The 24,511-nt window shown below is 68.3% G+C and carries 26 protein-coding genes, 1 tRNA gene and 1 other RNA gene; 4 read left to right on the top strand and 24 right to left on the bottom strand.

Features of this window, described 5'->3' with window-relative positions:
• Window positions 1-58: 58 nt before the first annotated feature.
• Together hemL and thiE are read right to left on the bottom strand one after the other, a co-directional pair.
• A complete protein-coding gene (gene hemL, locus AC5YGJ_RS13215; protein WP_496186789.1) occupies window positions 59-1,348 on the bottom strand; it encodes a glutamate-1-semialdehyde 2,1-aminomutase in 1,290 nt (429 codons plus the stop codon).
• A 16-nt stretch (window positions 1,349-1,364) separates the two neighbouring features.
• Window positions 1,365-1,991, bottom strand: coding sequence for a thiamine phosphate synthase (thiE, locus tag AC5YGJ_RS13210; protein ID WP_496186788.1), 627 nt, complete (start codon window positions 1,989-1,991; stop codon window positions 1,365-1,367).
• Between the two features lie 34 nt (window positions 1,992-2,025).
• Here thiE and AC5YGJ_RS13205 point away from each other — a divergent pair, with 34 nt between their 5' ends.
• Window positions 2,026-2,250 (top strand): rubredoxin, encoded by a 225-nt coding sequence (locus AC5YGJ_RS13205; protein ID WP_057497622.1) that lies wholly within the window; start codon window positions 2,026-2,028, stop codon window positions 2,248-2,250.
• A 39-nt stretch (window positions 2,251-2,289) separates the two neighbouring features.
• Here the strand turns inward: AC5YGJ_RS13205 and AC5YGJ_RS13200 are convergent, their stop codons facing one another.
• The 8 genes from AC5YGJ_RS13200 to AC5YGJ_RS13165 form a co-directional block, all read right to left on the bottom strand.
• A complete protein-coding gene (locus AC5YGJ_RS13200; protein WP_496186787.1) occupies window positions 2,290-3,135 on the bottom strand; it encodes a SirB1 family protein in 846 nt (281 codons plus the stop codon).
• A 166-nt stretch (window positions 3,136-3,301) separates the two neighbouring features.
• The gene (locus tag AC5YGJ_RS13195; RefSeq protein WP_249842960.1) at window positions 3,302-3,745 is read right to left on the bottom strand and encodes a DUF192 domain-containing protein; all 444 of its coding nucleotides are present in this window, start codon (window positions 3,743-3,745) and stop codon (window positions 3,302-3,304) included.
• 21 nt (window positions 3,746-3,766) lie between these two features.
• Window positions 3,767-4,414 carry a ribose-5-phosphate isomerase RpiA gene (gene rpiA, locus AC5YGJ_RS13190; protein ID WP_249842961.1) on the bottom strand — a complete coding sequence of 216 codons (648 nt, stop codon included), beginning with the start codon at window positions 4,412-4,414 and terminating at the stop codon, window positions 3,767-3,769.
• A gap of 23 nt (window positions 4,415-4,437) precedes the next feature.
• A complete protein-coding gene (locus AC5YGJ_RS13185; RefSeq protein ID WP_249842962.1) occupies window positions 4,438-4,917 on the bottom strand; it encodes an EVE domain-containing protein in 480 nt (159 codons plus the stop codon).
• Complete coding sequence (locus tag AC5YGJ_RS13180; protein ID WP_496186786.1) at window positions 4,914-5,507, bottom strand: 5-formyltetrahydrofolate cyclo-ligase; 594 nt, start codon at window positions 5,505-5,507, stop codon at window positions 4,914-4,916. The genes AC5YGJ_RS13185 and AC5YGJ_RS13180 overlap by 4 nt, the downstream gene beginning before the upstream one ends.
• Window positions 5,508-5,590: 83 nt before the next feature.
• Window positions 5,591-5,776, bottom strand: a non-coding RNA gene (gene ssrS, locus AC5YGJ_RS13175) — 6S RNA.
• Window positions 5,777-5,919: 143 nt separating this feature from the next.
• A complete protein-coding gene (locus AC5YGJ_RS13170) occupies window positions 5,920-6,216 on the bottom strand; it encodes a cell division protein ZapA (protein ID WP_005410899.1) in 297 nt (98 codons plus the stop codon).
• The gene (locus tag AC5YGJ_RS13165; RefSeq protein ID WP_005410898.1) at window positions 6,213-6,434 is read right to left on the bottom strand and encodes a TIGR02449 family protein; all 222 of its coding nucleotides are present in this window, start codon (window positions 6,432-6,434) and stop codon (window positions 6,213-6,215) included. The genes AC5YGJ_RS13170 and AC5YGJ_RS13165 overlap by 4 nt, the downstream gene beginning before the upstream one ends.
• A 153-nt stretch (window positions 6,435-6,587) precedes the next feature.
• Between AC5YGJ_RS13165 and AC5YGJ_RS13160 the strand changes: the two genes are divergently transcribed.
• Together AC5YGJ_RS13160 and AC5YGJ_RS13155 are read left to right on the top strand one after the other, a co-directional pair.
• Window positions 6,588-7,136, top strand: a complete 549-nt coding sequence (locus AC5YGJ_RS13160; RefSeq protein ID WP_249842964.1) for a UPF0149 family protein — start codon at window positions 6,588-6,590, stop codon at window positions 7,134-7,136.
• Window positions 7,136-8,464 carry an aminopeptidase P N-terminal domain-containing protein gene (locus tag AC5YGJ_RS13155; RefSeq protein ID WP_496186785.1) on the top strand — a complete coding sequence of 443 codons (1,329 nt, stop codon included), beginning with the start codon at window positions 7,136-7,138 and terminating at the stop codon, window positions 8,462-8,464. Before AC5YGJ_RS13160 ends, AC5YGJ_RS13155 begins: the two co-directional genes overlap by 1 nt.
• A 490-nt stretch (window positions 8,465-8,954) precedes the next feature.
• On the opposite strand, the gene pepQ is transcribed toward AC5YGJ_RS13155, so the two are convergent.
• The 7 genes from pepQ to rph form a co-directional block, all read right to left on the bottom strand.
• Complete coding sequence (gene pepQ, locus AC5YGJ_RS13150; protein ID WP_496186784.1) at window positions 8,955-10,286, bottom strand: Xaa-Pro dipeptidase; 1,332 nt, start codon at window positions 10,284-10,286, stop codon at window positions 8,955-8,957.
• A gap of 75 nt (window positions 10,287-10,361) precedes the next feature.
• Entirely contained in the window at window positions 10,362-10,724 is a 363-nt protein-coding gene (locus tag AC5YGJ_RS13145) for a PilZ domain-containing protein (RefSeq protein ID WP_057498843.1), read from the bottom strand.
• Window positions 10,725-10,729: 5 nt separating this feature from the next.
• Window positions 10,730-13,009 (bottom strand): DUF1631 family protein, encoded by a 2,280-nt coding sequence (locus AC5YGJ_RS13140; protein ID WP_496186783.1) that lies wholly within the window; start codon window positions 13,007-13,009, stop codon window positions 10,730-10,732.
• A 144-nt stretch (window positions 13,010-13,153) separates the two neighbouring features.
• Window positions 13,154-14,380 carry a radical SAM family heme chaperone HemW gene (gene hemW, locus AC5YGJ_RS13135; RefSeq protein ID WP_496186782.1) on the bottom strand — a complete coding sequence of 409 codons (1,227 nt, stop codon included), beginning with the start codon at window positions 14,378-14,380 and terminating at the stop codon, window positions 13,154-13,156.
• Between the two features lie 56 nt (window positions 14,381-14,436).
• On the bottom strand, window positions 14,437-15,033 hold the full coding sequence (rdgB, locus tag AC5YGJ_RS13130; protein ID WP_249842969.1) for an RdgB/HAM1 family non-canonical purine NTP pyrophosphatase: 597 nt from the start codon (window positions 15,031-15,033) through the stop codon (window positions 14,437-14,439).
• Entirely contained in the window at window positions 15,030-15,419 is a 390-nt protein-coding gene (locus tag AC5YGJ_RS13125) for a VOC family protein (protein ID WP_249842970.1), read from the bottom strand. Before AC5YGJ_RS13125 ends, rdgB begins: the two co-directional genes overlap by 4 nt.
• Window positions 15,416-16,141, bottom strand: coding sequence for a ribonuclease PH (gene rph / locus AC5YGJ_RS13120; RefSeq protein WP_279920587.1), 726 nt, complete (start codon window positions 16,139-16,141; stop codon window positions 15,416-15,418). Before rph ends, AC5YGJ_RS13125 begins: the two co-directional genes overlap by 4 nt.
• Window positions 16,142-16,265: 124 nt before the next feature.
• On the opposite strand from rph, the gene AC5YGJ_RS13115 reads away from it, so the two are divergent.
• A complete protein-coding gene (locus tag AC5YGJ_RS13115) occupies window positions 16,266-17,126 on the top strand; it encodes a YicC/YloC family endoribonuclease (RefSeq protein ID WP_057498412.1) in 861 nt (286 codons plus the stop codon).
• A gap of 35 nt (window positions 17,127-17,161) precedes the next feature.
• On the opposite strand, the gene selD is transcribed toward AC5YGJ_RS13115, so the two are convergent.
• From selD to fdxH, 7 genes are all read right to left on the bottom strand, one after another.
• Window positions 17,162-18,241 (bottom strand): selenide, water dikinase SelD, encoded by a 1,080-nt coding sequence (selD, locus tag AC5YGJ_RS13110; protein WP_496186781.1) that lies wholly within the window; start codon window positions 18,239-18,241, stop codon window positions 17,162-17,164.
• Between the two features lie 26 nt (window positions 18,242-18,267).
• Window positions 18,268-18,363 (bottom strand) — tRNA-Sec (locus AC5YGJ_RS13105).
• Between the two features lie 24 nt (window positions 18,364-18,387).
• Window positions 18,388-20,301: a selenocysteine-specific translation elongation factor gene (gene selB / locus AC5YGJ_RS13100; protein ID WP_496186780.1), complete on the bottom strand. Its 1,914-nt coding sequence runs from the start codon at window positions 20,299-20,301 to the stop codon at window positions 18,388-18,390.
• Window positions 20,298-21,722, bottom strand: a complete 1,425-nt coding sequence (selA, locus tag AC5YGJ_RS13095; protein WP_496186779.1) for an L-seryl-tRNA(Sec) selenium transferase — start codon at window positions 21,720-21,722, stop codon at window positions 20,298-20,300. Before selA ends, selB begins: the two co-directional genes overlap by 4 nt.
• 4 nt (window positions 21,723-21,726) lie before the next feature.
• A complete protein-coding gene (fdhE, locus tag AC5YGJ_RS13090; protein WP_496186778.1) occupies window positions 21,727-22,710 on the bottom strand; it encodes a formate dehydrogenase accessory protein FdhE in 984 nt (327 codons plus the stop codon).
• A gap of 234 nt (window positions 22,711-22,944) precedes the next feature.
• Complete coding sequence (locus AC5YGJ_RS13085) at window positions 22,945-23,592, bottom strand: formate dehydrogenase subunit gamma (protein WP_496186777.1); 648 nt, start codon at window positions 23,590-23,592, stop codon at window positions 22,945-22,947.
• Complete coding sequence (gene fdxH / locus AC5YGJ_RS13080; RefSeq protein WP_496186776.1) at window positions 23,589-24,506, bottom strand: formate dehydrogenase subunit beta; 918 nt, start codon at window positions 24,504-24,506, stop codon at window positions 23,589-23,591. The genes AC5YGJ_RS13085 and fdxH overlap by 4 nt, the downstream gene beginning before the upstream one ends.
• Between the last annotated feature and the right edge of the window lie 5 nt (window positions 24,507-24,511).

Below are 24,511 nucleotides of genomic sequence, written 5' to 3'. Positions count from 1 at the left end.
GGTTGGCACCTACCCGATGCGGCAGTGCCCACCAAGGTTGGCACTGCCGGGCGTGGGCTCAGCCCTTGGCAGCCTTGAAGGCGACGCGTGCGGCGGCCAGCGTCGCCTCGATCACCGTGTCGTCGTGTGCGCTGGACAGGAAGCCGGCCTCGTACGCCGACGGTGCCAGGAACACGCCCTGTTCCAGCATTGCGTGGAAGAAGCGGTTGAAGGCGGCAATGTCACAGGCGGTGGCCTGTGCGTAGGTCTCCACCGTTTCATCGGTGAAGAACAGGCCGAACATCGCGCCCACGCGGGTGGTGGTCACGGCCACGCCGGCCTCGGCGGCAGCCGCTTCCAGACCGGCGCACAGGCGCGCGGTGCGCTCGGCCAGATCGGCGTGGAAGCCCGGCTGCTGGACCAGCTCCAGCATCGCCAGGCCGGCGGCCATCGCCACCGGATTGCCGCTCAGCGTGCCGGCCTGGTAGATCGGGCCGGCCGGGGCGATCTGCTGCATCAGTTCGCGGCGGCCGCCATAGGCACCCACCGGCATGCCGCCGCCGATGATCTTGCCGAAGGTGGTCAGGTCCGGGGTGATGCCGTAGTGCGCCTGCGCGCCGCCCAGCGCCACGCGGAAGCCGGTCATCACTTCGTCGAAGATCAGCAGCGCACCATGCGCCGTGCACAGTTCACGCAGGTGCTGCAGGTAGCCCGCGCGCGGCGGAATGCAGTTGGCGTTGCCCACCACCGGTTCGATGATCAGGCCGGCGATGTCCTCGCCCTGCTGTTCGAACAGCGCGGTGGCGGCTTCGAAATCGTTGTAGGGCAGGGTCAGGGTCAGTTCGCTCAGGCCGGCCGGCACACCCGGCGAGGTCGGCACGCCCAGGGTCAGCATGCCGCTGCCAGCCTTGACCAGGAACGAGTCGCCGTGCCCGTGGTAGCAGCCTTCGAACTTGACGATGCGATTGCGGCCGGTGGCACCGCGTGCCAGCCGGATCGCCGACAACGTAGCTTCAGTGCCCGAGTTGACCATGCGCACCATTTCGCACGACGGCACCAGCCGGGTAATGGTTTCGGCCATGGTCACTTCGGCCGCACACGGCGCGCCGAACGACAGGCCGTTGTCGATCGCCCGCTTCACCGCCTGGCGCACGGCCGGGTGGTTGTGGCCGACGATCATCGGGCCCCAGGAACCCACGTAGTCGATGTAGCGGTTGCCGTCGACGTCGTACAGGTAGGCACCGTCGGCGCGCTCGACGAAGAACGGCTCACCGCCCACCGACTTGAACGCGCGCACCGGGGAATTGACGCCGCCGGGCAGCAGCTGCTGGGCGCGGGAGAACAGGGCGTGGGACTGGTCGTGGTTCATGGGGCTTTCCTGGGCATTACGCGAACTGGACGAGGAAGGCGCGCTGGGTTGCGACCGGGTCCGGTGCGGCGTAGATGCCGCTGACCACGGCCACCAGGTCGGCGCCGGCTTCGATGATGGGACCGACATTGTCCGGGGTCAGCCCGCCGATCGCCACCCGCGGCACGCCCAGTGCGGCGCTTTGCCGCAGCAGATCGGTATGAGCACGGCTGGTGGTGACCTTGGTGGTGGTCGGGAAGAACGCGCCGAAGGCCACATAGCTGGCACCGGCGGCCACGGCCTTTTCGGCATTGGCCAGCTGGTCGTAGCAGGAGGTGCCGATGATGGCGTCGGGCCCGAGCAGGGCGCGCGCGCTGGAAATGTCGCCGTCGGTGCCGCCCAGATGCACGCCGGCGGCGCCCACGGCCCTGGCCAGCACCGGATCGTCGTTGATGATCAGCGGCACGCCGTGGGCGGCGCACAGGCCGTGCAGGGCCGTCGCCTGTTCCTGCCGCAGGGCATCGCTGGCGGTCTTGTTGCGGTACTGCAGCCAGGTGGCACCGGCGGCCAGCAGCGGCGCGGTGCGGTCCAGCAGGCGCGCGGTATCCGGCTCGTCCGGGGTGATCAGGTAGACGCCGCGGGGCGCCGGGGAAGCAGAAGTCATCGATGGCTACCGGTGCGTGGGCCGCGATGGGACAATGGCGGCCCGTGAATCCAGCCCCGATTATCCGATGAGCGATGCCACCCCCACCACCTTGCGTACCTGGATGTGCGTGGTCTGCGGCTTTCTGTACCGTGAGGCGGACGGCCTGCCGGAAGAGGGCATCGCGCCGGGCACGCGCTGGGAGGACATTCCCGAGACCTGGACCTGCCCCGACTGTGGGGTGAGCAAGGCCGATTTCGAGATGGTCGAGGTCGATTGAGGCGGGTGGGTGCGGACCGTTGGTCCGCACACCGGCAAATCAATGCAGCCGCGGCATCGGCCCGCCGAGGTCGATCAGCTTCTCGCGCAGCCACTGCGCGTCGCTGGCCTCGGGATTGCGCTTGAGGTACTGCCCCAGGTCGTGGCGGGCGCCGGCCAGGTACTCCAGCTGCAGGTAGGCCAGGCCGCGGTCGCGCAGGGCGTCGTGCTGGTCTGGGGCCAGCTTCAGCAGGCGGTCGGCACTGCGCGCGGCGCGGTCCCATTCTTCCGCTTCGGCATACACGCCGTGCAGGTTGCGCAGCATGCGCATCAGGATCGCGCGCGAGGGAGCCGGGTCGAGGATCTGCGCAAGCACCTGGTCATCGGGCATCTGCCCGCCCAGGTGTGACTTGGCCCGCTCGCGCAGTTCGTCCACATCCAGGGGGCGGCCACCATTGAACGGGTCCATCACCAGCACACCGTCGTCCACCGGCAGGCGCACCAGGAAATGGCCGGGGAAAGACACGCCATCGAGCGGGATGCCCAGCCGTCGCGACACTTCCATCTGCACCAGCGCCAGCGAGATCGGGTTGCCCAGGCGTCGTTCGAACACCTGGTTGAGGTAGCTGTTGCGCGGGTCGTAGTACTCGTCGTGGTCGCCGCTGTAGCCCAGTTCGTCAAACAGGTGGCGGTTGATCGCGGCCATCTTCAACGGGCTGCTGTCGATGCTCTCCACTTCCGAGCGGAGGTGATCGACATGGCTCTGGATCAGCGCGTCGTAGGTGGACGGCTGCAGATCGGGGTATTCATCGCGCGCGATCAGCAGCGCGGTCGGCAACAACGGCAGCGCCCCGTCTTCGAGGTCGGCCAGTGCATCCCAGTCGGGGAGTGTGATCCGGTCCTGCATGACCACAGACTGGCGTCATTCGCAGACGGTTTCAAGCAGTGTCGCGTGAAAAATTCAGGCGTCAGATCCCTTTCGCTTGCGAAAGGGATCTGACCCCGGTCGGGTTGGATTGCCGGCCAGCGGCCGGCACAACCGCGGGTGCCGGGCGTAGCCCGGCAGAACCCTGTTACTCGATGCCTGGGCCGAAGGTCAACGCGGTGCCGTCCTTGAGCTTGAGCTTCTCGGCCTGGCCGGCGTTGAGCTCCAGCACGTACCGCGCCGGGCCGCCGCTGGGGTAGGGCGGGCACATGTCGCCGGCCGAGCACGGCGGCACGTCGCGCTGCTGGCTCACCAGCTTGCGTTCGTTGTCGAAGTACAGGATGTCCAGCGCGATCTTGGTGTTCTTCATCCAGTACGCCTGCATTTCCTCGCGGTCGTGGATGAACAGCATGCCGTGGTCGGCCGCCATCTGGTCGCGGAACATCAGCCCGCGCGCACGGGTCTCGTCATTGGTGGCCAGCTCGACCTGGTAACGGGCGCCATCGAGCTCGACCCAGTGGCGGGCCGCATCGGTGGCGCAGCCGGCCAGCGCCAGCAAGGGAAGCATCAGCAGCGAACGCAACAGCGACATCGTCAGGATCCTTCAGGAGGGTCAGAGCACGATCGGCGGTTCGCCGCCGACGATCACCACATCGGCGCGGCGACGCGCGAACAGGCCGACGCAGACCACGCCCGGCAGCTGGTTGAGCTCGCGCTCCAGCTTTTCCGGATCGGTGATCTGCAGGTTGTGGATGTCCAGGATCTGGTTGCCGTTGTCGGTGACCACACCCTCGCGCCAGGTCGGCTGGCCACCGGTCATGTCGCGGATCTGGCGGGCGACCAGGCTGCGCGCCATCGGGATCACTTCCACCGGCAGCGGGAAGTTGCCCAGCACCGGCACCTGCTTGCTCGGATCGACGATGCAGATGAAGCGCTCGCTGGCCTCGGCGATGATCTTCTCGCGGGTCAGGGCGGCACCGCCGCCCTTGATCAGGCACTTGGCCGGATCGCACTCATCGGCGCCGTCCACGTACAGCGACAGGTTGCCGCTGTGGTTCAGCTCGATCACCTCGATGCCGTGCTGCTTCAGGCGCGCGGTGCTCTGCTCGGAGCTGGACACCGCCCCCTTGATGCGGTGCTGGATGCGGGCCAGGGCATCGATGAAATAGGCCACGGTGGACCCGGTGCCGACACCGACGATCATGCCGTCTTCAACGTACTCGATGGCTTTCTCGGCGGCCAGGCGCTTGGCTTCGGACATGGGAAGAACTCTCAGGCAGGGAATCAGGATTTCTTTTCCAGCGACAGCAGCAGCTTCCACTGCGCGGCGGTCACCGGGAACACCGACAGGCGGTTGCCCTTGGCAACCAGCGGGAAACCTTCGCCGAGCTCGTCGGCGTGCAGCTTGATCTCGTCCAGCGCGATCACCTGCTTGAGCTTGCGGTCGTAGGCCACGTCCACCAGCATCCAGCGCGGGTTCTCGCGCGTGCTCTTGGGGTCGTGGTAGTCGGATGTCGGGTCGAACTGGGTATCGTCGGGATAGGCCGTGCTGGCCACCGTGGCCAGGCCGACGATGCCCGGCACCTTGGTGTTGGAGTGGTAGAACAGGATGCCGTCGCCGACCTGCATGCCGTCGCGCATGAAATTGCGCGCCTGGTAGTTGCGCACCCCGTTCCAGGGTTCGACCTTGACCTTGGCCAGGTCATCGATGGAGAAGGCGTCCGGTTCGGACTTCATCAGCCAGTAGCGCTTGCGGGCGGTCATGCGTTCACGGGGGCAGCGGAGGGGAACAGGGTGCCGTCTTCGGTGCAGATCGCATCCACCGGCACGTCCCACGACGCCACCGGCAAGGACTCGACCTGCTGCACCGCGAAGGCAGCACCGACCAGCCAGGGCGGCGCCGGCCGGTCGTGGCGGAAGGCGAAGCTGCGATCATACCAGCCGCCCCCCATGCCCAGCCGCCGGCACTGCGTGTCAAAGCCCACCAGCGGGGTCACCACCAGCGCCATCTGCGCCGGTTCCAGCGTGTCTTCCAGCGCCACGTCCGGTTCGGGAATGCCATAGCGGTTGCTGGTCAGCGGCTGCCCGGGGCGCCACGGTGCGAAACGCAGCACCTCGCCGGCCAGCACCGGGAGGCAGTAGGTCAGGCCTTCGGGCAACTGCAGCTGCCAGCGGTGCAGGGCGATCTCACCATCCAGCGCCCAGTAGCCGGCCACCGCACCTTTGCGCGGGGCGAACGGCAGCGCCAGCAGGGCATCGGCAAGGGATTCGGCCGCGGCGATGCGCGCAGCGGCGGAGAGGTCGCGGCGGCGTTGCCGCAGGTCGTGGCGCAGGGCCTGGCGCGGGTCGGTCATGGCAGCGTGCGGCAAGGAACAGCCGTCATTGTGCCGCAAAGAACAAGGGCGACGCCCGAAGACGCCGCCCTTGCTGGAATATTGCATTCTCCGCAATGTCGATGCATGCGAAACGACCTTGAACCCGGGGGCTCAAGTGGGAACGCTGGAGAACCATCGGGCTTCCCGCTACAAGGCGGACCTGCACTCCCGGCGCTGTCGCGCTCCCGGTGTCGTTCTTAAGGGACAAGGCGAATGTTTGCACATGCCGTCGAGTACCGCAGAGAACGCGTGGCCATTATAGCCAGCGCGCAGATTCTGGATAGGCCGTTCGTCGGCAACAGTCCGTGCCAATTCAGAAAAGGGGACGGAGGGGATTAAGACGCGTTCAGCACGGAAGGGGCGAATACGGCTTGATCCCCTCCGTCCCCTTTTACGGGGTGCCGTCGATGGCGCGGTCCAGGCGCCGGTTCAGGTCGGCCAGGGTCTGCTGCAGGGCCACGGCCTGGCGGGCGTTCTCGTCGCGCAGCAGCTGCAGTTCGTGGGCCAGGTTCAACGCGGCCAGTACCGCCACGCGGTCCACGGCGGCCATGCGGTTGCTGCCGCGGATCTCGCGCATGCGCGCGTCGAGCAGGCGTGCGGCCGCCATCAGGCTGTCGCGTTCATCGCCGCCGACGCCTACGGTGTATTCACGATCGAGGATGCGGACACTGACCGGTTCGGCGCTCATGTGTGCTGCTCCAGGGATTTGAGCCGGCTGATCATTGCTTCCACCCGCGAGCGTGCCTGCTCGTTCTTGGCCAGCAGCGTCGAGCGCTCCGCCACCAGCTGTTCCTGCTGGTGGCGCAGGCTGCGGTTCTCCTCGGCCAGGCGCTGGTTGCGTTCAAGCAACGCTTCCACGCGGGCGGCGAAGTCCTGCAGCTGGGCAAGGGGATCGGCGGGTTCCATGCGGGCACGATAGGCAAGCCGGGTGAGAGCGGTCAAGCGTTGTCGCAGCAAGCCTGGACAGCCACGGGGAGGATGCCGTGGGGTTGCTACACTACGGGGTCTGACGGGCGCGCGCGTGCGCGCTCGGGGTTTCCTTTCCGAACGAGCCGCACGATGACCGAACTTCCCTCCGTCGACGACGTTTCCCGCGCCAGCCAGGAACTGGGCCTGGGCGCCACCGCTGCCGAACTGCACGGTGCGCTGTGCGGCTGGCTGGCCGCCGGCGGCGCCCCCGGCAACGATTGGCCGGCGCGCGTGCTGGCCGACGACAACCTGCCGCCGGTGGCCGCCGACAGCGTGCTGGGGCAGCTGCAGCAGGCCACCATCAAGCAGCTGGAAGACCGCGACTTCGCTTTCGAGCTGCTGCTGACCGACAGCGACGACGTGTCCGCGCAGGCCGATGCCATGTTCAGCTGGACCCGTTCCTTCCTGGGCGGTTTCGGCCTGGGCAGCGGCGGCCGCCGCCCGACCCTGTCCGAAGAGGGCGAAGAAGCGCTGACCGACATGGCCAGCCTGGCCCGTGCCTCCAGCGAGGATTTCGAGGCCGGTGGCGATGACGATGATGAAGCGCTGTCGGAAATCGAGGAGTTCATCCGTGTGGCGGTGCTGCTGCTGCACGGCGACGTGGTGCTGGCCTCGCGCCATCGGCAGCGCCTGAACTGATGGATCTCAAGCAGCGCACCGGCATTGCGGCCGGCGAGTACAAGCGTCGCCGCCGCCAGCTGATGGACATGGCCGGTGAGGACGCGATCCTGGTGCTGCCGGCCGCGGCCGAGAAGGTGCGCAGCCTCGATACCCACTATCCGTTCCGGCAGGATTCGGACTTCCAGTACCTGAGCGGTTTCCCGGAGCCGGAAGCCGTGCTGGTGCTGATCCCGGGCCGTCGCCACGGCGAGGCCATCCTGTTCTGCCGCGAGCGCGATGCCGAGCGCGAGGCCTGGGACGGCAGCCGTGCCGGCCAGGAAGGTGCGGTGGCGCAGTACGGCATGGACGATGCCTACCCGATCGACGATCTGGACGACATCCTGCCCGGCCTGCTGGAAGGGCGCTCGCGCGTCTACTATCACTTCGGCCGCGATGCCGACTTCGACCTGAAGCTGATCGGCTGGGTCAACCGCGTGCGTTCGCAGGTGCGTCACGGCGCGCAGCCACCGCATGAATTCCTCGAACTGGGCCACCTGCTGCACGAGCAGCGCCTGTTCAAGTCCGGTGCGGAAGTGGCGCTGATGCACCATGCCGCGCAGATCAGCGTGCGCGCCCACCTGGCGGCGATGAAAGCGGCCAGGTCGGGTATCCACGAGTACGAACTGCAGGCCGAGCTGGAACGCGTGTTCCGCGCCAATGATGCCGTGCCGGCCTATTGCAGTATCGTCGGCGCCGGCCGCAACGGCTGCATCCTGCATTACCGCGACAACAACGCACGTTCCCGCGACGGCGAGCTGGTGCTGATCGACGCCGGCGCCGAGTACCGCGGCTACGCCAGTGACATCACCCGCACCTTCCCGGTGAACGGCCGCTTCAGTGCCGAGCAGCGCGCGCTGCACGACCTTGTCGGTGACGCACAGGCGGCGGCGCTGGCCCAGGCCAAGCCGGGCGTGGCGTATGAGGCTGGTCACTTGGCCGCGGTGCAGACCCTGACCGAAGGCCTGCTGCGGCTGGGCCTGCTGAAGGGAACACTGGAAAAGAACCTGTCCGAAGGCCTGTACCAGCGCTTCTACCGGCACAAGACCGGGCACTGGATCGGCATGGACGTGCACGACGTGGGCGATTACCGCCTGGCCGGTGACTCGCGTTTGCTGGAGCCGGGCATGGCCTTCACCATCGAGCCGGGGCTGTACATCGGCGTGGATGACACGACGGTGGAGCCGCGCTGGCGCGGTATCGGCATCCGCACCGAGGATGATGTGCTGATCACCGATGATGGCCATCGGGTGCTGACCGAAGGGCTGGCGCGCAGCGCCGACGAGATCGAAGCGGTGATGGCGGGGTAGGGGGTTTTCTGCAGGGCTTGCAGCCCTGCACCCGCTACAGGCCGAAGCAACGGCAACGGCCAAAGCAAGAGCGGCTATCCGTGGGATGGCGGGGCACTGTGGGTTTGCGGGGACGCCGCAAGTACGTCCCTGTAGGCTTGATCGCCGCATCCATGCGGCTCACACCCCGCAAACCCACAGTGCCCCGCCTTCGAGAGGTTCACGCGGCTGTTGGTAACGAAGGCTGTTGGCACGCGCGGCCGTTGGTAGGTGTCGACCTTGGTCGACACGGAGCAGCGCAGCGAGCGACCCGCTTCTGCTTTTCTTTTTCTTTTCCGTGGTTGAACGCGCGCAGGAAACTGTCAAAGGTGGGGCGGGGTGGGTTCGCGGGGGTGTCCGCGGCATGGATGCCGCGGCCAAGCCCCCATGGATGGGTTCACGGCGTCCCCCGCGAACCCACCCCGCCCCGCCAAGCGCGGCATTTTGAATTCAGCGTCAAACCACGAGGGGCTCAGCCGTTGGCCGCTGCAAACTCCGGCCGGGTCAGGTTGTCCGCTTCGCCTTCGGTGCACAGCACTTCGTCCTCGATGCGGATGCCGCCATACGGACGGAAGAAGTCCACGCGGTCCCAGTTGACCGCATCACCATGGCCGGCGTCCTTCACTTCGTTCAACAGCATGTCGATGAAGTACAGGCCCGGTTCGATGGTCACCACCATGCCCGGCTCCAGCACGCGGGTCAGGCGCAGATAGGGGTGGCCGGCGGGGCGCTCGATGCGGCCTCCTACGTCGCTGGCCGCAAAGCCCGCCACGTCATGCACCTGCAGGCCGATCAGGTGGCCGATACCGTGCGGGAAGAACGCGGCGCTGACGCCGGTTTCCAGCGCGGTCTGCGGCGAGACGTTGATCACGCCGAAGTCCTTCAGCACGCCCATCAGCGAAAGATGTGCATCCACATGCAGCTGCTTGTAGTCGAAGCCCGGGCGCACCGCGGCGCACATCTGCTGCTGGGCGGCATCGACGGCGGCGATCATCGCAGCAAATTCGTCGTGACCCTGTGCGGCGTAGGTGCGGGTGATGTCGCTGGCGTAACCGTGAGCGCTGGCGCCGGCGTCGATCAGGAAGCTGCGCAGCGGCTGCGGCGCCTTGCGGCCCAGTTCGGTGTAATGCAGCACGGCGGCGTGTTCGTTCAGTGCGACGATGTTGCCGTACGGCAGTTCGTTGGCATCCTGGCCCACGGCCTGGCAGTACGCCATGTGGATGCTGAACTCGTCGGCGCCATTGCGGAAGGCGGCCTCGGCGGCGCGGTGGCCGCGCACACCCAGCACCTGTGCCTGGCGCATCAGTGCGATTTCATACGGCGTCTTGCTGCCACGGTGCCATTCCAGGTAGTTCACCACCGGCGCCGGGTTGTTGGGCACGAAGGCGCCCAGCGCACTCTGCGGCTCGCCGAGGATCGCGCAGCGCGCCGGATCGGCCGGCAGCAGCGCCAGCGCCTCTTCGGGCTTGCGGATGATGTGGATGTCGAAGTGGTCCACCCACCAGCCGCTGGGCGCGTCCGGCACCACGTGCCAGTAGTCGAAGGGCTGGTGGAAGATCACCGCGGGGCGCCTGCCCGGGGTGAACACGATCCAGCTGTTGGGCACGCGGGTGAGCGGCAGCCAGGCCTTGAACTGCGGGTTCACCGCATACGGATAATCGCGATCGTCGAACACCTGGTAGTGCAGGGTGCCGCTGGGCACCACCAGGTGATCGAAGCCGCCGCGGGCCAGCGCCTGTTCGGCGCGTCGGCACAGCACGGCCAGGTGGTCGGGATACAGGGCGCCGGGGTCTTGCTGGATCATTGCGGTGGCTCGACACGGAAAACGGCCCTAGATTCTGCCGCATACCGCGAAAAACCGCTGTGCCGGAACCGGCACTCAGGCCGTCGAAAGCGGACCTTCGTCGCTGTCCTCGCCCACCCATTGGCGCAGCAGCTGCCGATGCTCGCGCGACAGGGTGAGGAAGCGGAAGCCGGTCCAGCTTTGACCCGGCGCATGTGCCGGTTCGCTCCACAGCAGGTGCACGCCCACGTCGATGGCTTCATGGCGACCGTCGCCCATCGGCAGCGGGAAGCGCAGCTGGTACAGCGCGTCCTCGCGCAATGGCGTACTGGCCAGCATCAGCATGCCGGTCTCGGAAACATTGCCAAGCCGGCCCACCACGCAGTCGCGCATCTGGTCGGTGACCGGCACCAGATCCGAGACCTGGCGGCGCGGGGCGCGACGGGTGTCCTGTGGCAGCGGGTTCATGCGTGGGTCTCCTTGCGGCGGCCGCCAGCCAGCGCGCGCAGGGCGCTGAGGCTGGCCTGCCAGGCACGGTCCACCAGCCGGCCACGGTCTTCGGTCACCAGCTGTGCGTGGCCGGCGCTGAGCTGCCGCGCCAGCGTGTCCAGGTCGGTCTCGGCGATCTTCTGTCCGCGCGGATTGACGAACAGGGCATGGCCGGTCAGCAGGCTGTACCAGGACAGGCGCTGCCGTCGCACGCTGCCGTCGCCGCTGTCGATGTCGAACCAGCTGCCGAATGGCAGGCTGGAAAGCTGCTGGTAGGCCGCCTCTTCCGCACTGCTGCGGGGAAGCGGTGGTGGGGCTGCGGCATTGTCAGTACCTGCGGCGTGCTCGCCCAGGCGCGCACGCGCTTTCAGGCGGGCACTGAGTTCGGTGCGTGAGGTCGTTTCGTCTTCGCCGCCGGGTGTGGCCAGGCGCCGTGCAACGGCGGCCGCCTCCTCGGCGTGGTACCCGACCTGGACCAGTGCGGCTTCCACATCGGCGGCCAGCGCGGCATCGGTGCCATCGGCGGAATCGACGGCCTGGGCGGTGACCGCCGCAATGCGTTCGGTCTGTTGCAGGCGCTCCTGCCATTGCGGCGAATCGTCGCCATGCCGCAGGCGGGTCAGGGTCAGCGCATCGGCCCAGGCCTGGCGCAGCAGGGACTGCACGAAACGGGGGGGCTGCTGTGCATCACAGCACTGGTCGATCTGTGCATTGGCCTGGCGGCGTGCCAGCTCCAGGCGTTCCTTGCCGCGGGCCGCTTCGACATGGCGGCGCTCAGCCAGCTCGGCGCGGTGCGCTGCGGCGCGCTGGTGCTGCTGCACGTCTTCGTTGGCAGCGGCGAATGCGTCCGGTGATCGCGCATCCTGGGCGAGCAGGCCCTGCACGCTCTGCGCCATGCGTTGCAGCAGCTGTGGGTCGACGTCATCGTCGGCCAGCCAGTGCGCACCGACTTCGGCGATCTGGTTGAGCAGCTCGCGCGCGGGGTGCTCGTCGCGCACGAAGAAGCCGGGGTCGGCCATTGCCGCGCGGGCCAGCGGAACCTGCAGGCGCGCCAGCAGGGCGGCCGGTACCGGGTCGGGGCGCTGCCGCTGCTGCACCTGCTGCATCAGCATGCGCAGCAGGTCGAGGTTGTCGCGGTCGTGGCTGCCCAGCTGGGCCTGGGCGCCATGCTCGCTGCGCAGCTGGGCGACCACCGCTGCCTGCAGGTCGGCCACGCCGGTGGCGGCACTGGACTGGGCCTGCAGGCGAGCGAGCACCGCGTCGACGGCTGCGCTGGGGACGGCGCCGGTTTCAACCGGGGCGGCGGCTGCGTGGCGGGCCTGCTGCAGCAGCTCATGCAGGGCACCGCCGGTGGAGGCGGTCAGGCCGACGACAGCGGCACTGCCAGCGTCGTTGACGGTGTCCTGTACCAGATGCGACCACGAGCCGGCGGGGGCGGAGCCGTTCCAACCGGTCAGCGGTGCGGCCGCTTGCCGGGCCGGCTGCGTGGCGCGACCGCCGCCCACCGACTGGGTGATGATCCGCCGTGTGCTGGAGGAGCGCGCCAGATAAGGGGTGTAGACCAGCCCCGGCAGGATGCCGTGCTGGGCCAGCAGGGCGTTGGCGCGATCCAGTACGTCGCCCAGGCGCTCCAGCACCTGGCGCTCGAAGCTGCGGTACAGCGCCAGCTGGATCTCCGCGCCAAGCGCATCCTGTTCGGCCAGCCGGCGCACGATCAGGCACAGCGCCTGCGGTGCCAGCGGCAGGGTGTCCGTTTCGAATGCCGGTGCGGCGGCCAGCACGCCCAGGCGTTGTCCCAGCAGATTCAGCGCGTTGGTCGAGCGCTGGGTTTCGCGCCGTACCATTTCGGTCAGCAGCAGGTCGCGATCCACGTCGTGCTCGGCGACCAGCGACAGGCCCTGCATGCCTGGCAGGGCCGGCGCGGGCGTGGCAGGCGCGCCGGCACTGGCCGGTTCGCGCAGCCGTGCCAGCGACTCGGCCAGGGCATCGAGCACGCGATCCGGGAAGTGGCCGGCAAAGGCATGCAGCTGGCCGCGCTGGGCCATGAGGTCGGCCTGCTGCGCCGGATTGCGGGCGCGGTCGGCATCGTGCAGCAGGGTCTGTTCCAATGCTTCGACGGTCAGGATCAGGGGCGCGGCCAGTGCCTGCCGGCACAGGCCGATCAGCGCGCCCAGCAGATCGCGCACCCGCGGTGGCAGCTCGGCGGCGGCCAGGCGGTTCTTGTCGGCGGAGGTAAGGGAGAAGACAGCTGACATCGGCAGGCGGTACCCGGATTCCCGCGGATCGATCTGGTGAATCTACCGTGTCGGCCGATGCCGGCGCTACTTTAGGGTGAACGTGAACGGTCCGGATGCGCGATTGCCGGCCAGCGGCCGGCACTACCCGTTACGGCGGAGGCCTTATTCCTCCAGGAACAGGCTCACCACATCGTTGGTGAAGCGGCGGCCCAGTTCGGTCGGCTGTACGTGGCCGTCGGTCACCTCCAGCCACTCGCGCTGAACAGCCTCGGCCAGCGCTGCGTCGAGCACGCTGCGTGGCAGGCCGGTACGCGACTCGAAATCGCGCAGGCTGAAGCCTTCGTGCAGGCGCAGCAGATTCAGCATGTACTCGAACGGCAGTCGCGCGGGCGCGATCACGTCGTCGCCGCCGAACGAGGCCGGGGTGCCGGCGCTGTCCAGGTAGGCCTGCGGGTGCTTCCGCTTCCAGCGCCGCAGCACGTGTTCCTCGGCGCCGGAACTGATCTTGCCGTGCGCGCCGGCACCGATGCCCAGGTAATCGCCAAAGCGCCAGTAGTTCAGGTTGTGCGCGCTCTGCCGGCCGGGGCGGGCATAGGCGCTGACCTCGTACTGGCCGAAGCCGGCCTGGGCCAGCAGCGCCTGGCAGTGTTCCTGCATGTCCCAGGCGTTGTCTTCATCGGGAATGCCCTGCGGCGGCCGTGCGAAGAACACCGTGTTCGGCTCCAGCGTGAGCTGGTAGTGCGAGATGTGCGCCGGCTGCAGCGCGAACGCACGCTCCAGGTCGGCCTCGGCGCCGGCCAGGGTCTGTTCCGGCAGCGCGTACATCAGGTCGATGTTGAAGTTGTCGTAGCCCGCGTCCTGCGCCATCTTCACTGCGCGCTCGGCTTCGCCGCTGTCGTGGATGCGGCCCAGGCGCTTGAGCATCGCGTCGTCGAAACTCTGGATGCCGAAGCTGAGGCGGTTCACGCCGGCTGCGCGGTAACGGTCGAAGCGGCCGTGCTCGGCGGTGCCCGGGTTGGTTTCCAGGGTGATCTCGGCATTCGGCGCGAAGCGCAGGCGTGCGCTGGCCTGCTGCAGGAAGCGGTCGATCGCTTCGGGCGGGAACAGGCTGGGCGTACCGCCGCCGAAGAACACGCTATGCACCACCCGGCCCCAGACCAGCGGCAGATCCTGGTCTAGGTCGCGCAGCAGGGCATCGATGTAGGCGTCGAACGGCAGCTCGCTCTTGGCCTGGTGCGAATTGAAATCGCAGTACGGGCATTTGCGCACACACCACGGCAGGTGCACGTACAGCGACAGCGGTGGCGGCACCAGCCGCGGCGGCGTGTCGTGGTCAGCGGAGCAGGCTTCGCCGGGCAGGTGGTTGCAGTGGTCGTGGGCGTGCGGCATGGGCTTCATCGGTAGTGCCGGCCGCAGGCCGGCTTCCCTGGTTCGATCAGGTGGCGTCAGTACAGCGTCGCCAGCTGCTGCTTGAGCTGCTGCAGGGCGAGGGCACGGTGGCTGATGGCGTTCTTCAGTGCCGGCTCCATTTCCGCGGCGGTCAGGCCGTGGGTGGTGTCCAGAAACACCGGGTTGTAGCCGAAACCATTCGTGCCGCGCAGCTCGCGGATGATCTGGCCTTCCCAACGGCCTTCGCAGATCAGCGGCTGCGGGTCGGTGGCGTGGCGCAGCAGCACGATGACCGCATAGAAGCGCGCGCTGCGCTGGCCATCGGGCACCTCGGCCATGGCATCGAGCAGCTTGGCGTTGTTGGCTGCGGCATTGGTCGGGTGGCCGGCATAGCGCGCGCTGTACAGGCCCGGTGCGCCGCCGAGGGCATCGACGATCAAACCCGAATCATCGGCCAGCGCCGGCAGGCCGGTCGCTTCGCAGGCCGCGCGGGCCTTCAGCAGCGCGTTTTCGACGAAGGTCAGGCCGGTTTCCTCGACATCACCCAGGCCCAGCTCGGCGGCCGAGGTGATCTGCAGCGGCAGGTCGGCCAGGATCTCCTGCATCTCCACCAGCTTGCCGGCGTTGTGGCTGGCCAGTACCAGTTTCTTCATGTGCGGGGCTCCAGCAGGTCCCAGGTGTTGCCATACAGATCGCGGAACACCGCGACCGTCGCGTAGGGTTCTTCGCGCGGCGCTTCCAGGAATTCGACACCGGCGGCCAGCATCGCGGCGTGGTCGCGGTGGAAATCGTCGGTGTTGAGGAAGAAGCCGACACGGCCACCGGTCTGGTTGCCGATGCGGCTGCGCTGTTCGTCGTTGCTGGCGCGCGCCAGCAGCAGGGCGGCTGCGCTGCCATCGGTTGGGCCGACCACGACCCAACGCTTGGTGCCCTGGTCGATGTCTTCCAGCAGCGTGAAGCCGAGCTTGCCGGTGTACCAGGCGATCGCTTCGTCATAGTCGGCCACCACCAGGGTGGTCAGGGCGATCCGGCGGTTCATGCCGACAGCGCCGCCTGCTGTGCGGCCAGCAGTTCGGTCACGCCCTTTTCGGCCAGGCCCAGCAGCGCGTCCAGCTCGTCGCGACGGAAGGCGTGGCCTTCAGCGGTGCCCTGCAGCTCGATGAAGCCGCCGCCGTCGTTCATCACCACGTTCATGTCGGTGTCGCAGTCGCTGTCTTCGGCGTAGTCCAGGTCCAGCACCGGAGCGCCTCGGTACACGCCCACCGACACGGCGGCCACTGCGCCGAGGATCGGGTTGCGCTTGATCTCGCCGCGCTTGATCAGCACGTTCACCGCATCGACCAGGGCCACGTAGGCGCCGGTGATGGCGGCGGTGCGGGTGCCACCGTCGGCCTGCAGCACGTCGCAGTCGAGGGTGATGGTGCGTTCGCCCAGCGCATTGCGGTCCACGCAGGCGCGCAGGCTGCGGCCAATCAGGCGCTGGATTTCCAGCGTGCGGCCACCCTGCTTGCCGCGGGTCGCTTCACGGTCGCTGCGGGTGTGGGTGGCGCGCGGCAGCATGCCGTACTCGGCGGTCACCCAGCCTTCGCCCTTGCCACGCAGGAAGCCCGGCACGCGGTTCTCGACGCTGGCGGTGCACAGCACGCGGGTTTCACCGAAGCACACCAGCACCGAACCTTCGGCGTGGCGGGTGAAGCCGCGTTGGATGACGACCGGGCGGAGCTGGTCGGGCTGGCGGCCGCTGGGGCGGGAATCGGACATGGTGCGGGTTCCGTAAGGGCAGGGGAGTACGCCGCCATGCCCGCAGCCTTCACGGGGCGGGCAAGGGGGCTCTGGTGAGGGCGCTAGGGTACCATTCCCCCTTTGCACGCACCGGACACATTCCATGATTCGAAGCATGACCGCCTATGCCGGCGGCGAGCGCGTCACCCCGTGGGGCACGCTGGGCTGCGAGCTGCGCTCGGTCAACCACCGTTTCCTGGAGGTCGGCACCCGCCTGCCCGAGGAACTGCGGGCGCTGGAGCCGCAGCTGCGCGAGCGCATCGCCGCGCGCCTGAGCCGCGGCAAGCTGGATCTGGTGATGCGCCTGCGCGCACCGGAGGCCGCTGCCAACCTGCAGGTGGACGAGGCGCTGCTGGGCCAGCTGGGGCGCCTGGCGCACCGCCTGACCTCCGATTTCCCCAACCTGCAGGTCAGCTTCACCGATCTGCTGCAGCTGCCGGGCGTGACCCGCGGCGAGGCCACCGATGCGCCCGCCCTGCAGGCCGAGGCCCTGGCCCTGATGGACCAGGTGCTGGATGGCTTCATCGAGGCGCGTGAACGCGAAGGCGGCAAGCTGGCCGCCGCCATCGCCGAGCGCGTGGACGGCATCGAACGCATCGCCACCGAAGTGCGCACGCTGATTCCGGCCATTCGCGACGGCCAGCGCGCCAAGCTGGCCGCCCGCCTGGCCGATCTGCCGCACCCGGTCGATCCCGGCCGCGCCGAGCAGGAGCTGGTGCTGTGGCTGCAGAAGCTGGATGTGGATGAAGAACTGGACCGCCTCGGCAGTCACATCGCCGAGATCCGCCGCGTGCTCAAGCAGCGCGAGCCGGTCGGCCGCCGCCTGGACTTCCTGCTGCAGGAGTTCAACCGCGAAGCCAACACGCTGGGCTCGAAGTCGGTGGACAGCCGTACCTCCAATGCCGCGGTGGAGCTGAAGGTTCTGATCGACCAGATCCGCGAGCAGGTGCAGAACATCGAGTGATGCTGGAGGGGCGCCTTGGGGCGCCCTTCCTCGCTTCAGGCCACGCGGACGCCCGGCGTTCCTTCGCTCAACCGCCCGACCACGGCCGCCTGGCCGAACCCCGCTTCGTGGAAGCAGGCCAGCGCCGCATCCACCGCCTCCGGGGCGCACGACACCAGCAGGCCGCCGCTGGTCTGCGGGTCGGTCAGCAGCGGCTGCCAATGGGCGGCCAGGCCATCGGCGAAGCGCACCTCGGCACCATACGAGGCCCAGTTGCGGCTGGAGGCGCCGGTTACGCAGCCGCGCTGCAGCAACTCCAGGGTCTGAGGCAGCAGCGGCACCTGGGCACTGTCCACGTCGGCGGAAACACCACTGGCGCGACACACTTCCAGCAGGTGCCCGAGCAGGCCGAAGCCGGTGACGTCGGTCATCGCGTGCACGCCGTCCAGTGCCGCCAGCGGCACGCCGACGGTGTTGAGCCGTGTGGTCGAATCAAGCATCTGCCGATAGCCCTGGGCATCGAGCCGTTCCTTCTTCAGCGCCGACGAGTACACGCCCACGCCCAACGGCTTGCCCAGCACCAGCACATCGCCGGCGCGGGCATCGGCATTGCGCTTGAGCCGCTGCGGATCGAGCACACCGATCGCGGCCAGGCCGTAGATGGGTTCCACCGCGTCGATGCTGTGGCCGCCGGCAACCACGATGCCGGCGTCGGCGCAGGCGCGTTCCCCGCCCTGCAGGATGCCGCGGATGGTGTCCTGCGGCAGCGTGTTGATCGGCATGCCGACGATGGCCAGCGCGAACAACGGGCGCGCACCCATCGCGTACAGGTCCGACAGCGCGTTGGTGGCGGCGATGCGGCCGAAGTCGAACGGGTCATCGACGATCGGCATGAAGAAGTCGGTGGTGGCGACGATCGCCTGGTCGTCGTTCAGCTGGTACACCGCTGCGTCATCGCTGGTCTCACGGCCGACCAGCAGTGCAGCCGGTGCGGGAAGTGCTGGAACACCGCGCAGCAGTTCAGACAGCACGCCCGGTGCGATCTTGCAGCCGCAGCCGCCGCCATGGGCCAGCGAGGTCAATCGCGGCGGGGCCTCGGCCGTGGAAGCGGTGGGGGACTGCGCATGCGTGGCCATGCCGGCATCTCCTGCGGAAACACGAATGGCGGAAGGCAGCAGGAGTCGAACCTACCAGGGAGCGATCGACGCCCCCTACTGGGTTTGAAGCCCAGCCGCATGCCCGGATGCGCATGCCTTCCGAAAGTACGGCGATGCCGCTGCGCTCAACCGTGCGGGGCGTTCCACTGCAGGTCGCCGCGCGGCCGATGGTGGTCACCGACGCGTCGAGTGTAGCCAACGCGATTGAAGAACTCCAAGATCTGGATGCTGCGCTTGCGACCCAGGCCGATGGCATCGCGGAACGCCGCCGCGTCCACAGTGCCGGTGGCATGTGACAGCTGCGCGAGGATGGCAGCCAGCTCGGCGATACGCGCCGGTGCATAGAACAGGTCCGGCACGATCTGGAACAGGTCGCCGCGTGCCGCCGCCCGGCGCAGGACGGCGCGCAGCTCATCCTCGGCGAGGCCGAGATCAGTGGCCACGGTACGCACCCAGGGCGGATCGAAGCCGCCGGCATGCAGCCGAGGCAGCACCCGTTGCAGCAGCAGGCGTTCGCGCTCCGGTGGCGCATGGTCGTGCCCGGGCAGGCGCCACCAGGCGCCCACGCGCTGCACGCTGCCATCGTCGAGCAGGTCCTGCAGCAGCGCGTTCCAGAGGCTCACCGCCAGAGCGGGCAGGGTGCTGCGCTGCAGGCGGCCGCTGTCGACACCGGGCTCGTCCGGGCGCCGTTCATGCCAATCGCGCAGCGAGCTGACCACCTGATCGCGCAGCGCCTGCCAGTGCGCGGCAAGAATGATGACGGTGTCCTGGCGGGTCGCGATGCGCCGTGCGTCCTCGGGCAGTTCAATCTGCTCGATCGCACGCCGGCAGTAGCGTTGCAGGGCGGCGAGGGAAACACCGGCGGGCGCCTGCAGCAGCAGCGGGCCGCTGCCGGCGCCGGCCGCCAGCTGCTCCAGCGCCCCCAGCCAGGCCAGTCGAGCCGGGCTGCGCCGGCGCCGTTGTGGCGGATCCGGATCGAGCACGATGCCACCACCCAGCGTGCGGGTGGCGGCTGAATCACGGGCAATGAAGCGATCGCCGCACATCGCGCAGACTGGCGTATCGAACACCAGCTGCACGAGCTGCCCATTGCCGTGATCGTCGTCTTCCAGCAGCACCACGCGGGCCTGCCGGTGCATCGTGCCCCAATGGATGTGCAACGGTGCCCAATCGCGCAACGGCGCCGCCAGCGCAGGCAGCCGCAGGCGCACATCGACGCGGGTGGTGGCCAGCAGTGCGCGCGGATCGGCGATCCAGTCGCCGCGGTCGATCGCATCGCGGGCGATGGAGGCCAGGTTCAATGCGCAGCGTTGCCCCGCCATGGCCTGTTCACTGGCCTGGTTCTGTGCATGGATGCTGCGTACGCGAACCTCGTTGCCGGCCGGCATCAGCTGCAGGTGTGCACCGACGCCGATCACACCGCCGTGCACCGCGCCGGTCACCAGCGTGCCGTGGCCCGCCAGCGAGAACACGCGGTCCACCGGCATGCGGAACAGTTCGCCTTGCCGTTCAGCCGGGTGCGCGCTGTCGGTGCCAGCGGCCCACGCGTGCAGGTGGGAGCGCAGTGCCGCGACACCCGCATCATCGGCATCCAGGCTGTTGCAGGCGAATACGGGTGCATCCTGCAGTGACGTACGCGCCAGCAGTGCCGCAATCTGGATCTCCACCTGGGCAATGCGCGCCACATCCACCCGGTCGATCTTGGTCAGTGCCACCGCGCCGCGATCCACGCCCAGCAACTGCAGGATCGCCAGGTGCTCGCGGGTCTGCGGCATCACGCCGTCGTCGGCGGCGACCACCAGCAGGGCAACGTCGATGCCAGTGGCGCCGGCTACCATGGTGTGCACGAAGCGCTCATGGCCGGGGACGTCGACGAAGCCCAGTGTGGCGGTCGCATCGACCGGCACATAGGCGTAACCAAGCTCAATGGAAATGCCGCGCGTGCGTTCCTCCGGCAGGCGATCGGTCTCGATGCCGGTCAATGCGCGTACCAGGCGGGTCTTGCCATGGTCGATGTGCCCGGCCGTGCCGACGATCATGCCTGCAGCGCGCTCCACTGGGCGAGGAAATCGGCTTCGTCTGCGTCCTCCAGGCAGCGCAGATCCAGCCACAGTGCGTCATCGGCAATGCGCCCCAGCACCGGCTGCGGCAGTTGGCGCAGGTGCCTGGCGAAACGGTCCAGTCCCCCGCGACGCGTACAGGTGATGCGCAATCCCGCGCTGGCCAGCTGCGCCAGCGGCTGTGCGCCGCTGCCGATCTGGCTGTGCATCGGCGCCGCTTCGATGCGGTAGTCGTCCGTCATCGCGGACCGCATCGGCGGCAGCAGGCGTTGTGCCTGCGCATCGATGTCCTGCTGCGTGCGCGCCAGCGTACGCAGGGTCGGCAGGCGCTGCGCCAGGTACTCAGGTTCGCGGTACAGCGCCAGCACCGCTTCCAGTGCAGCCAGGCTCATCTTGTCCATTCGCAGTGCGCGCTTGAGCGGGTTGCGGTTGATCCGTGCGATCAGGTCGGCGCGGCCGGCGATGATGCCCGCCTGCGGCCCGCCCAGCAGCTTGTCGCCGCTGAACGAGACCAGATCGGCACCGGCGGCCAGCGCGTCCTGCACCGTCGGTTCGGATGGCAGGCCGAAGGTGGCCAGGTCGCACAGGCTGCCACTGCCCAGATCCACCACCAGCGGCAGGCCGTGCCCGTGGGCAATGGTGGCCATCGCCGCAGTGTCGACCTTGGCAGTGAACCCGGTGATGGCGTAGTTGCTGGCATGCACCTCCATCAGCAGCGCGGTACGCGCGTTGATGGCGCCGGCGAAATCGGCCGGGTGGGTACGGTTGGTGGTGCCCACTTCGCGCAGCCGTGCACCGGCGCTGCGCATCACATCGGGGATACGGAAGGCACCGCCGATCTCCACCAGTTCACCGCGTGACACCACCACCTCGCGGCGGTTGGCCAGGCTGTTGAGCAGCAGCAACACCGCCGCGGCATTGTTGTTGACCACGGTGGCGGCTTCAGCGCCGGTGAGTTCGCAGATCAGTGCCTGCACCCGTGCATCGCGGTCACCACGGCGACCGCGGTCGAGGTCGAACTCCAGATCGACCGGCGCGGTCATTGCGCGGGTGACCGCGTGCACCGCGATCTCCGGCAGCAGGGCGCGACCCAGGTTGGTATGCAGCACGGTGCCGGTCAGGTTGAACATCGGCTGCAGGCTCTGGCGGGCATTGGTAGCCAGTACCGCCTCGAGCGCCGCAACCAGTGCCGGGCCCTCGGTCGCCTGCTGCAGATGCTCGGCCGAAAGCGCACCGGCGCTGACGCGTTCGCGCAGCGTCTGCACCTGCGAGCGCAGCAGTTGGGTGATGCGGCTGCGGCCGTGGCCTTCGATCAGTGCCGACAGCGCCGGCAGGCGCAGCAGCCGATCCAGCGAAGGCAGCGCAGCGGAGGATGCCGGGGCAGGGCGGGTGCGTGGCATCGGTTCAGTCGCCGTCGGCCTGCCACAGCAGCGGGTTCTGGCTGGCACGCGCGTAGCCTTCCTCGCCCAGCAGGATATCCAGCGCCAGCGTCGCCAGATCGTCGGCCACCGGGTCCAGCTGCGGGTCCTTCTCCAGATACAGGATCTTGCGGTAGCTGTGGCAGTGATCGCAGGTCTCGGCGCGAACCGCGCTCTCACGCACAGCCTCGCCGCTGTCACCGTCCACATCGGCCAGCGCGCGATAGGCGATGTCCTTGCCGGCGGCGCCACACTGGCTGCACTGCACACGCACGTAGTGCCACTGGCAGGCGCACAGCGAGCATGACAGGTATCGGTAGGACGCGTAGGGCGGGCGTGCCTGCACCATGCTGGCCACCGGCAGGGTGCCGCACAGCGGGCACAGGCCGGGTGCGTCGGCCAGTGGTTTCAGGTCGGTGGCGCGGAAGCTGGCGGCCAGCACGGCCCAGTACACCTGCAATGCATTCATCACCAGCAACGCAGCCACTGCATCCACCGGCGGTGCGTCATCACGCTCCAGCACCGCATGGGCCTGTGCATCGAGCCAGCGGTCATCGGCGGCGGCGACACGCTGCAGCTCCTGCCGTGTTTCTGCCGGCAGCCCGGCTTCATCGGCGCAGTGCTGGCACAGCATGCGCAGCCAGTCACGCCAGCCATCATCGAGCTGAAGCGTGTTGGCCGGCCGCAACGGCATGCCGGCACCGGCAGCGGCGCTTGACTGTTGCGCGCGCGCCTGCGCCTGCAATGCCTCGCGCCGCTGCGGTGTCACTTCATCCAGCAGTGCCTGCTGGGCATCGGCCAGCGCCGCCAGCAGCTGCAGGTAACCGCCGATGGCACTGTGCGCGGCCAGGCTGCGCAGGCGCGCCGCGCGATCGGTGAACAGCGATGCTGGATCGGGCAGGATGATGCGGGGGACGTCGCGCGAGGCGAGCGTCTCGATCTCACCGGGTTCAAGGATGCGTTGCGCCATGCAGGGCCAGCCGGAAGAACCAGGCTCCATCCTCGCCGTTGTCGGCGCTGGCGTCCAGCGTGCCAATGTCAAAGCAGTCGAGCGTGGCTCGACTCTACAGAGGTGGATCCCAACCGTTGGTCGGGATTCGATCAGTGCCGACCAACGGTCGGCACCCACCATCAGACCTCGCCATCCCACCGATAGCTGTTGTTGCCTTGGCTTGAAGCGGGTGCAGGGCCGCAGGCCCTGCTGCTAACCCTGTTCCCGGCGCCCGCGCAGGATGTCGCGGAACCACTGCCGGTGGTGCTTGTACGCCCAGCCGTAGGTCACCTTGCCCTGGGTCATCGCCCGCACCGAACCCTTGATCCAGATCGCCGCATAGATGTGCACCACGATCGCGCAGATCAGTACCCAGCCGAACAGCGCGTGCGCAAGCACCGAGAAGCGGATCACCCCGATCGGGAAGAAGTGGCTGAAGTACTGCCGCCAGATCACAAAGCCGGTCAGCAGCAGCGCCGACAGGCAGCCGATGATGGCCCAGAACAGCAGCTTCTGCCCGGCATTGAAGCGGCCCACCGGTGGCAGCCGCTCGTCTTCGTTGCGCAGCACATCGCGCATGCCGCGCATCCACTTGCCATCGTCGGCGGTCGGCAGGTTGTCGCGCCACATGCGCAGGGCCAGCAAGGCAAAGCCCGCCACCATGGCCAGCCCGACGAACGGGTGCAGGATGCGCGTCCACGGTCCGCCGCCGAACAGCTGGGTGAGCGGGAACAGGGCAGGGTGGAACAATGCCAGTCCGGACAGTGCCGTCAGCACGAAGCAGATCGCCACGATCCAGTGGTTGATGCGGGTCGGCGCGCGGTAGCGGATGATCTGTCGCGGGTGCGGTGCGTACTTCATGGCCGCTGCTCCTCGTCGATGGTCTTCGCCTCGTGCTCGGCTTCCTCTTCTTCCTCGTCATTGACCGTATTGCGGCCGATGCCGATGTAATGCAGGAAGCCGGCAAAGGCAGTGGCGGCGATCGCCAGCACGCCCAGCGGCTTGGCCACGCCCTTCCAGATCTCCACCATCGGGCTGATCCGCGGGTCCTTGGGCAGGTCGGCGTACAGCTCGGGCTTGTCCACGTGCTGCAGCACGTACATCACGTGGGTGCCGCCGACGCCCTGCGGGTCGTACAGGCCAGCGTTCTCGTAGCCGCGCGATTTCAGGTCTTCGACGCGGCCGGCGGCATGCTCGGTCATCGCCTGCTTGCTGCCGAAGGTGATCGCGCCGGTCGGGCAGGTCTTCACGCAGGCCGGTTCCTGGCCCACCGCCACCCGGTCCGAGCACAGCGTGCACTTGTAGGCCTTGTGGTCCTTCTTGGAAATGCGCGGCACGTCGAACGGGCAACCGGTCACGCAGTAGCCGCAGCCGATGCAGTGCTCTTCCTGGAAATCGACGATGCCGTTGGCGTACTGGATGATCGCGCCGGGTGACGGGCAGGCCTTCAGGCAGCCCGGGTCGCTGCAGTGCATGCAGCCTTCCTTGCGGATCAGCCACTCCAGCTTGCCCTTCTCGTCCTCGTACTCGCGGAACTTCATCACCGTCCACGACTGGTCGCTCAGGTCCGGCGGATTGTCATAGCTGCCGACGCAGCTGCCGACTTCGTCGCGCAGGTCGTTCCACTCCATGCACGCGACCTGGCAGGCCTTGCAGCCGATGCACTTGCTCACGTCGATCAGCTTGGCGACCTGTCCGGTATGCGCGCCGCGTGCTTCCGGTGAAGGCGTGGTGGTGGCCGAGCGGCGGATGATGTCCAGCGATTGCAGTGACATGGCGT

Source organism: Stenotrophomonas sp. CS3K5 (assembly GCF_059515225.1).
The sequence above is the reverse complement of the archived record's forward strand: the minus strand, read 5'-3'. Positions and strand labels throughout refer to the sequence as shown.

Bases quoted from the DNA above. Each gene is read 5' to 3' on its own strand.
- selB (WP_496186780.1), bottom strand. From the start codon at position 20,301: ATGATCGTCGGCACGGCCGGGCACATCGACCATGGCAAGACCCGCCTG.
- AC5YGJ_RS13205 (WP_057497622.1), top strand. From the start codon at position 2,026: ATGGCGGCCCGTGAATCCAGCCCCGATTATCCGATGAGCGATGCCACC.
- AC5YGJ_RS13115 (WP_057498412.1), top strand. From the start codon at position 16,266: ATGATTCGAAGCATGACCGCCTATGCCGGCGGCGAGCGCGTCACCCCG.
- AC5YGJ_RS13085 (WP_496186777.1), bottom strand. From the start codon at position 23,592: ATGAAGTACGCACCGCACCCGCGACAGATCATCCGCTACCGCGCGCCG.
- AC5YGJ_RS13170 (WP_005410899.1), bottom strand. From the start codon at position 6,216: ATGAGCGCCGAACCGGTCAGTGTCCGCATCCTCGATCGTGAATACACC.
- AC5YGJ_RS13155 (WP_496186785.1), top strand. From the start codon at position 7,136: ATGGATCTCAAGCAGCGCACCGGCATTGCGGCCGGCGAGTACAAGCGT.
- AC5YGJ_RS13185 (WP_249842962.1), bottom strand. From the start codon at position 4,917: ATGACCGCCCGCAAGCGCTACTGGCTGATGAAGTCCGAACCGGACGCC.
- AC5YGJ_RS13195 (WP_249842960.1), bottom strand. From the start codon at position 3,745: ATGTCGCTGTTGCGTTCGCTGCTGATGCTTCCCTTGCTGGCGCTGGCC.
- pepQ (WP_496186784.1), bottom strand. From the start codon at position 10,286: ATGATCCAGCAAGACCCCGGCGCCCTGTATCCCGACCACCTGGCCGTG.
- rdgB (WP_249842969.1), bottom strand. From the start codon at position 15,033: ATGAAGAAACTGGTACTGGCCAGCCACAACGCCGGCAAGCTGGTGGAG.
- selD (WP_496186781.1), bottom strand. From the start codon at position 18,241: ATGGCCACGCATGCGCAGTCCCCCACCGCTTCCACGGCCGAGGCCCCG.
- AC5YGJ_RS13200 (WP_496186787.1), bottom strand. From the start codon at position 3,135: ATGCAGGACCGGATCACACTCCCCGACTGGGATGCACTGGCCGACCTC.
- fdxH (WP_496186776.1), bottom strand. From the start codon at position 24,506: ATGTCACTGCAATCGCTGGACATCATCCGCCGCTCGGCCACCACCACG.
- fdhE (WP_496186778.1), bottom strand. From the start codon at position 22,710: ATGGCGCAACGCATCCTTGAACCCGGTGAGATCGAGACGCTCGCCTCG.
- rph (WP_279920587.1), bottom strand. From the start codon at position 16,141: ATGTCCGATTCCCGCCCCAGCGGCCGCCAGCCCGACCAGCTCCGCCCG.
- selA (WP_496186779.1), bottom strand. From the start codon at position 21,722: ATGCCACGCACCCGCCCTGCCCCGGCATCCTCCGCTGCGCTGCCTTCG.
- thiE (WP_496186788.1), bottom strand. From the start codon at position 1,991: ATGACTTCTGCTTCCCCGGCGCCCCGCGGCGTCTACCTGATCACCCCG.
- rpiA (WP_249842961.1), bottom strand. From the start codon at position 4,414: ATGTCCGAAGCCAAGCGCCTGGCCGCCGAGAAAGCCATCGAGTACGTT.
- hemL (WP_496186789.1), bottom strand. From the start codon at position 1,348: ATGAACCACGACCAGTCCCACGCCCTGTTCTCCCGCGCCCAGCAGCTG.
- AC5YGJ_RS13140 (WP_496186783.1), bottom strand. From the start codon at position 13,009: ATGTCAGCTGTCTTCTCCCTTACCTCCGCCGACAAGAACCGCCTGGCC.
- AC5YGJ_RS13165 (WP_005410898.1), bottom strand. From the start codon at position 6,434: ATGGAACCCGCCGATCCCCTTGCCCAGCTGCAGGACTTCGCCGCCCGC.
- hemW (WP_496186782.1), bottom strand. From the start codon at position 14,380: ATGCCGCACGCCCACGACCACTGCAACCACCTGCCCGGCGAAGCCTGC.
- AC5YGJ_RS13125 (WP_249842970.1), bottom strand. From the start codon at position 15,419: ATGAACCGCCGGATCGCCCTGACCACCCTGGTGGTGGCCGACTATGAC.
- AC5YGJ_RS13160 (WP_249842964.1), top strand. From the start codon at position 6,588: ATGACCGAACTTCCCTCCGTCGACGACGTTTCCCGCGCCAGCCAGGAA.
- AC5YGJ_RS13180 (WP_496186786.1), bottom strand. From the start codon at position 5,507: ATGACCGACCCGCGCCAGGCCCTGCGCCACGACCTGCGGCAACGCCGC.